The sequence below is a fragment of the Streptomyces sp. YS415 genome, assembly GCF_023544665.1.
Taxonomy (GTDB): Bacteria; Actinomycetota; Actinomycetes; order Streptomycetales; family Streptomycetaceae; genus Streptomyces.
Genome location: NZ_JAMJFL010000017.1, coordinates 113,394 through 126,435 on the forward strand (window position 1 = coordinate 113,394; position 13,042 = coordinate 126,435).

Below are 13,042 nucleotides of genomic sequence, written 5' to 3' on the forward strand. Positions count from 1 at the left end.
ATTCCGTGACGCCTTCTTCCGCCGTGCCCGCAATTCGGCACCCGCACGTACGTATTCGGTAATTCGCGCGGCACGTGAACACCTGACAAGGAGGGGACCGTCATGACAGTGGGCGCTATTTCCGCCGCCTCATCCATTGCGGCACCGGCATTGCAATTACCCGTCCGCGACGACACCGCGCCGCCCACGGGCACCGGGATCCACTCATGGTTTTCCGGTTCCTGGCCCGGGGACCTGGTGCACGGCGCCTTCACGGTGCTGGTGCACCGCTACAGCGGCCAGGACGACATCGTGCTGGCGCGGGCGGGCCGGGCCGGTGAACGGCCCGTCGCCGTGCGGTCCCGCGACGCTCAGGGGCTGACGCTCACCGCGCTGGCCGCCGCCCTCGGCGCCCGGTACCGGGAGGCGGCACGCACCGGTGAGCCCGCGGACCTCGGCGACGGTCTGCGCGTCGGCACCGTCCGGACCGACGGCGGCGCGCCCCTCCCCGAGGGCTTCGCGCTCCTCCTGGAGACCGCCGAGGCCACCGGCCGCGCGGCCCTCCACTACGATCGCGCGCTCTTCGCCCCCGGACTGATCCGGCGCATGGCCGCCAACCTCGACACCCTGCTGCACCGTGCCGAGCAGCATCCTCGGACGCCGGTGGCGGACCTGGACGCGCTCTCCGAGCGCGAGAGCCGCCATCTGCTGCGGGAACTCAACGACACCGCTCTCCCCTACGACCGCCGCACCACGGTGCACGCCCTCGTCGAGTGCCAGGCCGCCCGCACTCCCGACGCCCCGGCCGTCGAGTGGCAGGGCTCGGTGCTGACGTACCGCGAACTGGACCGGCAGGCCAACCGCCTGGCGCGGGCGCTCGCCGCGTCCGGCGTCACCCCCGGCTGCCGGGTCGGCCTCTCCCTGCCGCGCACCCACCACGCGGTCGTACTGCTGCTCGCGGTCCACAAAGCGGGCTGCGCCTACGTCCCCCTCGACCCGGCGTATCCGGCCGACCGGCTGACCGCCATCGCCGCGACCGCCGACATGACCGCCGTGGTGCACGACGGGGACGAGGCCCCCGGCTGGCTCGCCGGTGCGTCCGCCGCCGCGCTGTCCTGGCCGGAGCTGTGGGAGAAGGCGTCCGCCGAGGACGACGCGCCGCTCGGCGTCACTGCCGGCCCCGAGGCCACCACCCACCTCATCTACACCTCCGGATCGACCGGCATCCCCAAGGGCGTGGTGATCAGCCACCGCAACACCGTGGCACTGCTCGCCTGGTCCGCGGCCACCTACCGGCCCGAGGACCTGGCGCGGGTGCTGTTCTCCACCTCCCTCAACTTCGACCTGTCGGTGTACGAACTGTGGGCCCCGCTCACCCGCGGCGGTTGTGTCGTCGTGACGGACACCGTCCTGGCGCTCACCGAGACCGATGACCTGCGCCCGACTCTGGTCAACACCGTGCCGAGCGCACTGAACGTGCTGCTCCAGCGTGCGGCCGTGCCCGACTCGGTACGGGTGCTCAACGTCGCGGGCGAGCCGCTGTCCAAGGAACTGGTGAACGCCGCATTCGCCACCACCGGCACCGAGCGGCTCTACAACCTCTACGGGCCGTCCGAGGACACTACGTACTCGACCTGGAAGTGCTTCACCGGCCCGACCGCCGACGCCCCCACGATCGGCGTCCCGATCCACAACACCGTCGCGTACCTGCTGGACGCCGACGGTCGGCCGGTTCCGCTCGGCGCGACCGGCGAGCTCCACCTCGGCGGCGACGGCCTGGCCGGCGGCTACATCAACGACCCCGAGCGCACCCGAGCCGTGTTCACGACCGCTCCGGCCCGGCTCGGTCCCGTACCCGGCGGACGGCTGTACCGCACCGGCGACCTGGCGCGCTGGACCGAGGACGGCGAACTGCGCTTCCTCGGCCGCAAGGACAACCAGGTCAAGGTGCGGGGCTTCCGCATCGAGCTCGGGGAGATCGAATCGGTGCTCCGCGAGGTGGTGGGCCTGCGCGACATCGCGGCGCTGGCCGTGGGCACCGGCAGTGACACCCGGCTGGTCTGCTTCGTGGGCCTGGACGGCGCCGAGGTGACGGCCGAGGCGATGAGCGCCCATCTCCGGGCGAAACTGCCCCACTACATGCAGCCCGCCAAGATCATCACCGCCGATCGGCTGCCGCGCCTCCCCAACGGCAAGGTCGACCGCAAGGCCCTCGCCGCGCGCGACCTCGACTGGGGCACGGACAGCGCCGCCGCGTTCATCGGCGACGACCCCGACCAGGCCCGGGTCGCCCGGGTGTGGTCCGAGCTGCTCGGCCTGACCCGGATCTCCCCCGACCTGGACTTCTTCTCCGTGGGCGGGCACTCCCTGCTGGCCACGCTGCTCGCGGCCCGGCTCTCCGACGCCGCGGGCAGGCCCGTCCGGGTCGCCGAGATCCACAGCCACCGCACCCTGGCGGAGCAGGCGGAGCTGCTGCGCCGGGCCCGTGCGCGATCGGCCGGGACCCCGGCACCCGCGGACGCCTCCGCGCGGCTGCGCGCCGTGGCCGACACCCTCCGGGAGTCCGCGGGCGGCCACGGCGTGCCCGGAGCGGGCACCGCGGCGTTCGTGGACGGCAGGCTGGAGCTGACGTACCACGGTGTCGGCGACACGGACTCCGGCGCCCCGTACGGGCCGACGACCCGCCAGCGCGTCACCTGCATCACCAAGGCCATGCTGGCCTTCGTCGCGCTCCGCCTCGTCGACCGCGGTCTGCTCGGCCTCGACGAGCCGCTGAACGAACGGCTGCCCAGGGCCTTCCGCCGCCGCGACGGCCGTACCGTCGAGGTCACCCTGCGCCAACTGCTGTCGCACACCAGCGGCATCGACGACTCCTACGAGGTCTGGCACGACACCGACCTGCCCGACCTCGACACCTACATCGACAGCCTGAGCGGCTACGGCCAACTCTTCGAGCCCGGTGAGGTGTTCGCGTACTCGGCGGTCGGCACCTCGATCGTCGCCGCGCTGATCGAGAACCTCCTCGGCGTCCCCTGGCGCCGTGCGGTCAACGACCTCATGCTCACCCCGCTCGGCATCGAGCCGATACCGGAGACCCGCACCGAGAACGGCCACTACGGCCACTCCGTCTCCACCGGCTACGTATGGACCGAGAAGGTCAAGCGGTACGTCCGCCACGACCCGCCGGCCCAGACGATCGCCGACGACGCGGCCGGGTCCTTCTCCGTGTGCCTCACCCTGGCGGAGCTGGCAAAGATCGCCCTGCTCGCCGTCAACGACGGCGTCACCGAGGACGGCGAGCGGCTGCTGTCCGCCGCACTCGCCCGGCAGATGCGCACGCCTCAGGTACCCGTCCCCGGCCACCACTTCATGCACGCCTGGGGCCTGGGCTGGCTGATGTTCGGTCCCACCGCGTTCGGGTTCAACTCCAACGGCAGCGGCCACCACAACTTCATCCAGATCTTTCCCGAGCACCGCTCCTTCCTGCTTCTGCTCGCCAACGCCTACCCGTCGTTCGGCCTCTACGAGGACCTGTTGCGGGCCTTCACCGGCGAGGGGCTCATCCGCACCGGGCGCCCGTTCGAGATGGACCTCGACGACTGCCCCGGGCTCTACGCCTCCGACGGCTACCGGCTGCGGGTGGAGCGCGGCGCCGAGCACCTGCGCTACGCCTACTCCGAACGGCAGCCGGACGGTGCGTGGCGGTGCCTGGACGAAGGGGACCTCGTCCTGTCCGGCGCGGGCGGCTTCAGCTCCATGTCCGAGAAGAACATCCTCGCCGGTTCCATCTCCTTCATTCCCACACCCGGCACCGCCACTCCCGGCTACGTCCGGATCGGCCAGCGGTTCGCGAGGAGGACCCGATGACAGAACCGCACGAACGGCACGTGGTCTTCGTGACCTGGAAGGCCGGCAACGCCCCGGCGTTCGAGGCGGCCAAGCGGCTCGGCCACCAGGTGACGCTCATCCGCTCCCTGCTCATGGAGCAGTCCCAGAACATCGACTTCGACACCTGCCCCTACGCCCGGTTCGTCGACCGGGTCCATGTCCTCAAGGACGCCACCGACCCCGGGGCGCTGCGCGCCTGCGTCCGGGCCGTGCACGAGGAACGTCCGGTGGACGGGTTCATCGCCAGCGTGGACGCGCTGGTGGTCCCCGTGGCCCGGGTCGCCGAGGAACTGGGGGTGCCGTTCACGGATGCCGCCGCGGCGGAGGCCGCCAAGCAGAAGGACCGCTGCCGGGACATCCTCGCGGCGGCCGGCGTCGACCGCACCCGGCACGCCGTGGTCGACGGCTTCGAGGAGGCCGCCTCCTTCGCCGCCGCCACCGGCTACCCGGTCGTGCTCAAACCGGCCCGGGGCTCCGGCAGCGAGGGCGCCCATGTCATCGCCGACGAGCGGCAGTTGGCCGAGATCCTGGGCCGGGCCGACCGGGGCGTGTACGCCGCGGGCATCCTCGTCGAGGAGTATCTGAACGGGCGCTTCCTGTCCGCCGAGCTCGGCCTCGCCCAGGGCCGTTTCCTGCGGCTCGCCGTCAGCGAGCGCTCCACCTGGTACCGCCACGAGGCGCTGGAGACCGGCACAACGATCCCCGCCGGGGTCACCGCCGACGAGCACGACCGGGTGATGGAGTTCGCCGAGGCCGTCGTCGGCGCGCTCGGCCTGCGGCTCGGCATCTTCCACGTCGAGGTCATGCTCGGCGCGGACGGCCGGCCCCGGCTGATCGAGGTCAACCCGCGCATCATGGGGTCCTGCCTGCCGAACCTGTTCCAACTGGCGGGCGGCGGGGACATCTTCGAACTGCTCGTGCGCATCCACCTCGGCGAGCCCGTCGAGCACGACCGGAGCGCCTTCACCCACTACGCGACCGTCCGCTGGTTCGGCGCCGCCGACGCCGTACCGAAACCCGCGGCCGTACCGGACCTCGACTGGGCCGCCGCCGAGCACGGCCGCAGTCTGCACGCGCTCACCGTCCGCTTCCCCGACGGCGACATCCTCCTTCCCTGCCGGGGCAACCTCGGCAACTTCGGCGAGGTCCAGGTCGTGCACGCCGACCGCGCGACATCGATCCGCATCGCCGAGGACATCGTCGCCGGCATGGCCGACCGACTCGGTTTCGAGGTGACCAGGTGATGGCCCCGACCGCCTTCTACGACCAGACCCGCAGGCAACTGGCCCGGCTGGGACTGCCGCTGGGCGACCTGGAGCGCGTTCCCCGCTCCGAGGGGACGTTCCCCGACGGCGGGCACTTCCGCATCGAGGTGCCCACCGTCAACACCGTCCCGGCCGCCGAGACCCTGCTCGCCGAGAGCCGCCGCCGAGGCTTCACCATCAACCGCATCACCGAGACCCGCGGCATGTACCGGCACACCGCCCGCGAGATCGGCGCCTACGTCGCGCTCGGCAAGGAGTACGGCACCGAGATCCTCATGTCGGTCGGCCCCCGCGCCACCTACGACATAGGCGGCGGCGTACAGACCCCCGAGGGGTCCCGCATCGGCTACCGGCTGCGCGGCCAGGACCAGATCGTCCGCGCCGTCGAGGACGTCAAGCGCGGCATCGGCCTCGGCGTACGCGGCTTCGTCGTCTACGACGAGGGCCTGCTGTGGGTGCTCGGGCGGCTGCGCAGCTCCGGCGAGCTGCCGGCCGACATCCACCTGAAGGTCTCCGCGCACTGCGGACAGGGCAACCCGGCCTCGGCGCAGCTGCTGGAGATGCTCGGCGCGAACAGCTTCAACCCGGTGCGCGACCTGACCCTCCCCATGATCGCGGCCCTGCGGCAGGCGGTCGGGATCCCGCTGGACTGCCACGTGGACAACCCCCCGTCCTCCGGCGGGTTCATCCGCACCTACGAGGCCCCCGACATCGTCCGTGCCGCCGCACCCGTCCACCTCAAGACGGGCAACAGCGCCCTCGACGGCCACGGCGTGAGCCCCACACCCGCCCAGCTCGACGGCATCCTGCGCCAGGTAGAGATCGTCACCGAGTTCCTCGGCCGGCACTATCCGCAGGCCCGCCAGAGCGCCGCCCGCGCCCTGCAACCCGCGGGCGCGGCCCCGGGGAAGGACGGCTGAGCGATGTGCCGTGTCTACGGCTCCTTCGGCGGCGACCTCGCCGATCCCGGCGTCCTGGGTGCGGTGGCCGCGGCGATGTACCCGGGCGGGCCGGACGAACAGACCCTGCGCGGCGGCGGCGGATGGGCGCTCGGCACCAACCGGCTGGCCATCCAGGGCGTCGACTCCGGCCACCAGCCCTTCGTACGCGGGCCGTTGTGCTGTGTGTTCAACGGCGAGATCTACAACCACCGGCAGCTGCGCGCGGAACTCGCCGCCCGGGGGTACCGCTTCGACGGCGACTGCGACGGGGACGTCCTGCTGCCGCTGTACGAGCTGTACGGGGACGCGTTCACCTCCCGTCTGGAAGGCATGTTCGCCATCGCGCTCGTCGACGAGCGGGCGGAACCCGCGCTGAAGCTCTTCACCGACCACGCCGGCATGAAGTCGCTCTACTACTACCTCTCCCCCGACGGCCGCGGGCTCCGCTTCGCCTCCGAACTGCGCGCCCTGAGCCGGTTCCCCGACTTCCCCGACGAACTCGACCCGCTCGCCGTCGACCGGTACCTCGGCGGCAAGGCGGTCTGGGGACCGGGCACCGTCCACACCGGGGTCCGCACGCTGGAGCCCGGATCGGCCCTGCGCTTCGCCGACGGGCGGGCCGTCGTCACCCGCACCCCGCTGGAACCCGCCGAGCCCGACTGGCCCGACGGCGGGCCGACCGTGGGGGCTGCGGCGGAGCTGCTCGACGAGCTGTTGCGCACCGAGATGGGCCGCATGGTCGACGCCGACGTACCCGTCTGCGTCATCACCAGCGGCGGGCTCGACTCCAGCTACACCACGGCCCTCGCCGCCCATCTGGTCCCGGACGTCGCGTCGTTCAACATCGCCTACCGCGGCGACTGGCCCGCCGACGAACGGCACCACGCCGCCGAGGCGGCCCGCCACTGCGGCACCGCACACCACCAGGTGCTCCTCGACCCGGCCGGCTTCCCCGAGCTCGTCGAGCGGTTCGTCCGCCATCTCGACCAGCCCAACAACGCCCCGCACAGCCTCAGTACGTTCGCCCTCTTCGAGGCCGTCCACCAGGCCGGTTTCAAGGTGGCCCTGACGGGCGACGGCGCCGACGAACTCTTCGCCGGGTACGCCCGGTTCGTCAAGGCCGACCGGGACGACGCCGCCACCTGGCACCGCACCTACCAGGGCACCATGGCCGCGGCCGACACGGCGGCCCTGGACCGGCTGTACACGCCCGGCTATCTGGCACACGTCAGGGCAGCGGGCGGGTACTTCGGCGACCGCAGCGGCGACGAACTCGACCGCCGGGTGCGCTCCGGGGAGCACGGCAAGCTGGAAACGCTGCTGCGCTACGACCAGGACGAGCGGTTCCCGTACTACATCCTGCGCCGCGTCGACCACCTGAGCATGGCCCACTCGGTGGAGGCCCGCATCCCCTTCCTCCAGCCGTCCGTGATGCGTCTGGCGCACGCGCTGCCCGCCCACGTCAAGGTGGCCGGCGACACCGTGAAGGCACCGGTGGCCGAGGCCGCCCGGCGCTGGGTGCCGCGCAGCATCGTCGAGCGCCCCAAACAGCCGTTCACCCTGCCCGTCACCGCGATGATCAGGCCGGGCGAGGCGCTGTACGACATGATCGGCGACCTCTTGCTCGGCCCCGGCGCCCGCTGCCGCGACTACATCCGGCAGGACACGGTGCGCGAGGTCTTCCGCACCCAGACCGAGAGCCCGGCCGCGCACGCCGCCGAACTGCTCTGGTCCCTGCTGGTGCTGGAGACCTGGCTCTCCGCACGCACTCTCGACCCCGCCCCTCTCCCGAAAGGCCCAGCCCGATGACCCAGCTCACCTCCCTGCTGGCCGGCGTCACCAAGGACGACATACGCCGCGACCCGTTCCCGCACATCGTCATCAGCGACGCCCTGCCCCAGGACCTGTACGAGGCGCTCGCCAAGTCGATGCCGAGCGCCGAGTACATCGGCGAGCGGATCGGCAAGCCGATCACCTCGAACGAGCGCTACAACTACATGTCCGAGATGATCCTGGGCGATCCGGCGATGGCGCAGGTGTGGAAGGACTTCGTCACCTACCACGCCTCGCCCGCCTTCTACGCGGAGTTCCTCGACCTGTTCCAGGAGGACCTGCTGGCCAACCTCCCGGACGCGGAGCAGCAGACGGGGCCGCTGCGCGAGCTGCGGGTGGGCCGCCGCAACCGGGACAATTTCGAGACCCACGACATCCTCATGGACTGCACGGCCGTCATCAACTCGGCCGTCACCGGCAAGCCGTCCGCCTACCGCGGGCCGCACGTCGACAAGCCGTACAAGCTCTTCGGCGGTCTCTTCTACATGCGGCTGCCCGAGGACGACGCGGTCGGCGGCGATCTCGTCCTCTACAAGTACCGCCCCGGCGCGCACAAGTTCCACACCAGCGCCTCCGAGTACGGCGACAACCGCTTCGACATCGACCCGAAGTACGTCGAGGAGGTCACCACCGTCCCCTACCGGAGCAACACGCTGGTGATGTACCCCATCAACCGCCTCGCCCTGCACGGGGTGTCGGTGCGCAGCCTCACCCAGCACCAACGCCGCTTCGTCGCCCTCGTCGGCGACCTCCAGCACCCGCTCTTCGACCTCGCGCTCTGAGAGGCCTCCCGTGCTCCCCTTCGACCAGCGCACCGGGAAGATCTGGTACGACGGCGCCCTCGTGGACTGGGCCGACGCCCGCCTCCATGTGCTCAGTCACGGACTGCACTACGCGTCCAGCATCTTCGAGGGCATCCGCGTCTACGGCGGCACACCGTTCCTGCTGAGGGAGCACATCGCCCGACTGGGCTCCTCGGCACGCCTCCTCGACTTCGGCCTCGCGTACGGCGCCGACGAACTGCACGAGGCGACCCGTACGGTCGTCGCCGAGGCCGGCATCACCGAGGGCTACGTCCGGATCAACGCCTGGCGCGGCTCGGAGATCATCCAGACCGCGGCGCTCCACACCTCCGTCCACACCTCGGTGGCCGCCTGGGAGCTCCCGGAGGGCTACTACGCCGCCGCGGACGCCCTGGACAAGGGGGTCGCCCTGGTCATCGGCCGCTACCGCCGGCCCTCGCCCGAGTACGCGCCGGTCAAGAGCAAGGCGGCCGGCAACTACATGATCGGTACGGTCAGCAAGAACGAGGCGCTGCGCGCCGGTTTCGACGACGCGCTGCTCCTCGACGACCGCGGCAACTTCGTCGAGGCGACCGGAGCCCACCTGTTCTTCACCAGGGACGGCGCGCTGCACACCCCGACGACCCGGTGCACCATCGACGGCATCACCCGGGCGTGCGTGCTGGCTATCGCCGAGCGCGAGGGCATCGCCTGCGAGGTGGGCGACCTGCCGCCGGCGTTCGCGGGCGAGGCGGACGGCGCGTTCCTGTGCGGCACGGCGTGCGAGATCCTGCCGGTCAGCCGCATCGGTGATCATTGCTACGACCTCGGTGGCAACGACGTCCTGCGCAGGATCGTCACCGGATACCGGGAACTGACCGAGGGACGCGCCGAGGTGCTCGTCCCCGAATAGGCCTGCTGGACGAGCAAGGGCGCGTGCATGGGTGCGGTAGAGGCGCTGGAGAAGCTGGTACCGGTGGTGCTGGCCTTCGGGTGCGGGGTCGTCCTCGCGCGGCGGAAGGTGGTGCCGGCCGAGAGCTCGAAGGCCTTCGCGGACTACGCCTTCCTCTTCGCGGTGCCCTGCTTCCTGTTCGGGAACATCTACCGCAGCGATCTGGGAGCGCTGTTCGACTGGCGGGCCCTCACCGGGTACGCGACCGCGGCCGGCGCCGCGGCCGTGCTCACCGGGGTGGTGGCCCGGGCCAGGGGGGTGCGCGATCCGCGCGGTGTGGCGCTGCGCATCATGGCGGCCGTCCAGGTGAACACCGCGTACTTCGCCGTGCCGGTGTTCATCATGCTGTTCGGGAACGCGGCGCCGATCTTCCCGGTGCTGCTGTTCCAGGTGTGCGTGCTGTCGCTGGTGATCCTCTCGATCATGGAGCTGGGGCGCCCGGACCGGGCCGGCAGCCCGGCCCGGCGGCTCGGCTCGGCCGTCACCGCCTCGCTGATGACCCCGGTGGTCATCGCCTGCAACGCCGGCATCCTGCTCAACCTGCTGCCCGTGACGGTCCCGGGGGTGGTGCTCGACAGCTTCGGGTTCGTCGGCGACAGCGCCTCACCCGTGGCGCTGTTCGCCCTCGGGCTGCACCTCGGCGGCAGCGGTCTGACGGTGCGCGGCACCACCCCGGAAGAGATGTGGATCATCGCTTTCAAGTGCGTCGCCCTCCCGCTGATCACCTACGCAGTGTGCCGCCACCTCTTCGGCGTCGAGGGCGAGTGGCTCGGCTATCTCGTCCTGATCGCGGCCATGCCCGCGCCGCAGAACCTGTTCATCTTCGCCCAGCGCTACGACGTCGGGGTCGACCTGTCCGCCGCCCTCGTCGTCAAGAGCTCGCTCGTCGCCCTGCTCCTGCTCCCGCTGTGGACGCAGTGGGCGGCGCGGATGACCTGAGCGCACGTCCCGTCGAACCGTTCGAGGAAGGCAGTACCGTGACCCAGACCGCCCAGCTCACCCGGATCACCGTCCAGCAGGTCGCCGGCCGCATCGGCGCCGAGATATCGGGCGTGGACCTGCGCACCGAACTCGACGAGGCCACGGTGGCGGAGATCCGCCGGGCCGTGCTGACGCACCGCGTCCTGTTCTTCCGCGACCAGGACATCACCCATGCCCAGCACATCGCCTTCGGCCGCCGCTTCGGCGCGCTGACCCGGCGCCCCGGCACGAAGCACGGCGTCCACCCCGAGGGACACCCGGAGATCCTCACCGTCGACCCCAAACGCGACACCGAGCGCTACGGCGCCGACTTCGAGGAGCACTACCGCCGCAAGTGGACCTCCCCGCTCGCCGGCTGGCACAGCGATCTCACGCAGGCCGTCAACCCGCCCAGCCTGTCCATCCTGCGCGCCGAGAAGACCCCGCCCTTCGGCGGCGACACCCAGTGGACGAACACCGTCGCCGCCTACGAGGGCCTGTCGGCACCGCTGCGCGAGTTCGTGGACGGGCTGACGGCGGAGCACGCCTTCTTCACCGCGGTCCACCTGCGCCACTCCGACGAACGGGACCGCGAGATCCTCCGGATGTACTGCGCGGACCCGCAGGCCGCCGTCCACCCGGTGGTGCGCGTCCACCCCGAGACCGGCGAGAAGGCGCTGTTCGTCAGCCCGGGCTCGACCACCCGCGTCACCGGGTTCTCCGAGCTGGAGAGCCGCCATCTGCTGGAGCTGCTCTTCCAGCATCTGACCAGCGCCGAGTACACCGTCCGCTTCCGCTGGGAGCCCGGCTCCATCGCGCTGTGGGACAACCGCAGCACCTGCCATCTCGCGCCCACCGATGTCGCGCACCTCGACGCCGAGCGCGTCATGCACCGGGTCACCGTGCTCGGGGAGCCGGCGCAGGGGCCGAGCGGGTTCGTCTCGCAGCTCGTGGCGGGGGAACCGATGCGTGCCTGGTAGGCCCGACGGGCATCGCGGGCAGGGCCCGCCTAGGCTGGAAGCGAACCCATTCCCCATCGCGGAACGGGGGCGGCCATGGCTCCCCTCTCGAAGGCGGGCGCGGCGCTCGCCGCGCTGCGCGAGGACCTCAGCGGCGATGTGTTCGCTCCGGAGGACGTGGGCTACGACGAGGCCCGCGTCGTCTTCAACGCGATGATCGACCGCCGTCCCGCGGTGATCGCGCAGTGCGTGGACGAGGCCGATGTCGTACGGTCCGTGCGCTTCGCCCGGGATCTGGATCTGCACATCGCGGTGCGCGGCGGCGGCCACAGCGTGGCGGGGATGGCGCTGAACGACGGGGGCCTGGTCATCGATCTGCGCCATATGCGCGCCGTCGGCGTCGATCCCGCGGCCCGGGCGGCACGGGTCGCGGGCGGCGCCACGATGAGCGACCTGGACCACGCGACCCAGATGTACGGGCTGGCCACGACCGGCGGCCGGGTCTCCACCACCGGCGTCGGCGGCTTCGTCCTCGGCGGCGGCACCGGCTGGCTGGACCGCTGGAGCGGACTGGCCGTCGACAATCTGCTCGCCGTGGAGCTGGTCACCGCCGACGCCCGCCGGATCCGGGCGAGCGCCGAGGAGAACCCCGAGCTGTTCTGGGCGCTGCACGGCGGCGGCGGCAACTTCGGCGTGGCGACCTCGCTCACACTGAGGCTGCACGAGCTGCCCGAGTTCGCCCTCGCCTTCCTGCTGTACCTCCCGGAGCACGGCCGCGAGGTCGTCCGCACCTTCCGCGACCTGTTCGCCGTGGCCCCGAACGAGGCGGGCGGCGGCGTTCTCTATCTCACCGGCCCGCCCGACGAGTTCTGCCCGCCGCACCTCCACGGCACCCGGCTGTGCGCGGTCCTGCTGACCTGGGCCGGCGGCGAGGCGGGCCTGCGCAAGGTGGCGGAGCCGCTGCTGGCGCTGCCGCACGAGGCGGCGCTCGTCGGGGCGATGCCGTACGTCGACGCGCAGTGCATGATCGACGATCCGCCGGGCTTCCGGAACTACTGGTCGGCGGAGTACCTGTCGGGTCTGCCCGACGACTACGTGAAGGTGTTCTGCGCCGACGCCGAGGCGATGCCGGTGCCGACCGGCACCATCCACGCGCTGATGCCGCAGGGCGGCGCCATCGCCGACGGGCCGAGCCGGTACCCGGTGCCCTACCGGGACGCCGCCTGGGTCACCCACCCGTTCGGCATGTGGGAGGACCCGGCGGACGACGAGCGGGGCATCCAGTGGGTGCACGACGTCCGGGACCACGCGCAGCCGTGGAGCACCGGGGCGGTCTATCTCAACTTCATCGGCGCGGAGGGGCCGGAGCGGGTGATCGCCGGCGTGGGTGCGACGAACTACCGGCATCTGGAGGAGATCAAGCGGAGTTACGACCCGGACAACGTGTTCCGCTTCAACCACAACATCCGGCCCCGGTGAGCGT

General features: G+C 71.6%; 9 protein-coding genes. All 9 read left to right on the top strand.

Going from position 1 to position 13,042, the window contains the following annotated elements; genetic code table 11:
* Positions 1 to 237: 237 nt before the first annotated feature.
* The 9 genes from M8H82_RS22405 (at position 238) to M8H82_RS22445 (ending at position 13,038) form a co-directional block, all read left to right on the top strand.
* Positions 238 to 3,846, top strand: coding sequence for an amino acid adenylation domain-containing protein (locus tag M8H82_RS22405; RefSeq protein WP_250076666.1), 3,609 nt, complete (start codon positions 238 to 240; stop codon positions 3,844 to 3,846).
* Positions 3,843 to 5,111, top strand: a complete 1,269-nt coding sequence (locus tag M8H82_RS22410) for an ATP-grasp domain-containing protein (RefSeq protein WP_250076667.1) — start codon at positions 3,843 to 3,845, stop codon at positions 5,109 to 5,111. The genes M8H82_RS22405 and M8H82_RS22410 overlap by 4 nt, the downstream gene beginning before the upstream one ends.
* Positions 5,111 to 6,052, top strand: coding sequence for a U32 family peptidase (locus M8H82_RS22415; RefSeq protein WP_250076668.1), 942 nt, complete (start codon positions 5,111 to 5,113; stop codon positions 6,050 to 6,052). Before M8H82_RS22410 ends, M8H82_RS22415 begins: the two co-directional genes overlap by 1 nt.
* A 3-nt stretch (positions 6,053 to 6,055) precedes the next feature.
* Positions 6,056 to 7,882 (top strand): asparagine synthase (glutamine-hydrolyzing), encoded by a 1,827-nt coding sequence (gene asnB / locus M8H82_RS22420; RefSeq protein WP_250076669.1) that lies wholly within the window; start codon positions 6,056 to 6,058, stop codon positions 7,880 to 7,882.
* Positions 7,879 to 8,688 carry a hypothetical protein gene (locus M8H82_RS22425; protein ID WP_250076670.1) on the top strand — a complete coding sequence of 270 codons (810 nt, stop codon included), beginning with the start codon at positions 7,879 to 7,881 and terminating at the stop codon, positions 8,686 to 8,688. Before asnB ends, M8H82_RS22425 begins: the two co-directional genes overlap by 4 nt.
* Before the next feature lie 10 nt (positions 8,689 to 8,698).
* Entirely contained in the window at positions 8,699 to 9,601 is a 903-nt protein-coding gene (locus M8H82_RS22430) for an aminotransferase class IV (RefSeq protein ID WP_250076671.1), read from the top strand.
* 27 nt (positions 9,602 to 9,628) lie between these two features.
* Positions 9,629 to 10,579 (top strand): AEC family transporter, encoded by a 951-nt coding sequence (locus M8H82_RS22435; protein WP_250076672.1) that lies wholly within the window; start codon positions 9,629 to 9,631, stop codon positions 10,577 to 10,579.
* A gap of 38 nt (positions 10,580 to 10,617) precedes the next feature.
* Entirely contained in the window at positions 10,618 to 11,580 is a 963-nt protein-coding gene (locus M8H82_RS22440) for a TauD/TfdA family dioxygenase (protein ID WP_250076673.1), read from the top strand.
* A gap of 75 nt (positions 11,581 to 11,655) precedes the next feature.
* The gene (locus M8H82_RS22445) at positions 11,656 to 13,038 is read left to right on the top strand and encodes an FAD-binding oxidoreductase (protein ID WP_250076674.1); all 1,383 of its coding nucleotides are present in this window, start codon (positions 11,656 to 11,658) and stop codon (positions 13,036 to 13,038) included.
* The last annotated feature ends 4 nt before the right edge of the window (positions 13,039 to 13,042 follow it).

What these genes read in the sequence shown, in the direction of transcription:
- M8H82_RS22410 (WP_250076667.1), top strand. Translation starts at nt 3,843, where the DNA reads ATGACAGAACCGCACGAACGGCACGTGGTCTTCGTGACCTGGAAGGCC.
- M8H82_RS22415 (WP_250076668.1), top strand. Translation starts at nt 5,111, where the DNA reads ATGGCCCCGACCGCCTTCTACGACCAGACCCGCAGGCAACTGGCCCGG.
- asnB (WP_250076669.1), top strand. Translation starts at nt 6,056, where the DNA reads ATGTGCCGTGTCTACGGCTCCTTCGGCGGCGACCTCGCCGATCCCGGC.
- M8H82_RS22425 (WP_250076670.1), top strand. Translation starts at nt 7,879, where the DNA reads ATGACCCAGCTCACCTCCCTGCTGGCCGGCGTCACCAAGGACGACATA.
- M8H82_RS22435 (WP_250076672.1), top strand. Translation starts at nt 9,629, where the DNA reads ATGGGTGCGGTAGAGGCGCTGGAGAAGCTGGTACCGGTGGTGCTGGCC.
- M8H82_RS22445 (WP_250076674.1), top strand. Translation starts at nt 11,656, where the DNA reads ATGGCTCCCCTCTCGAAGGCGGGCGCGGCGCTCGCCGCGCTGCGCGAG.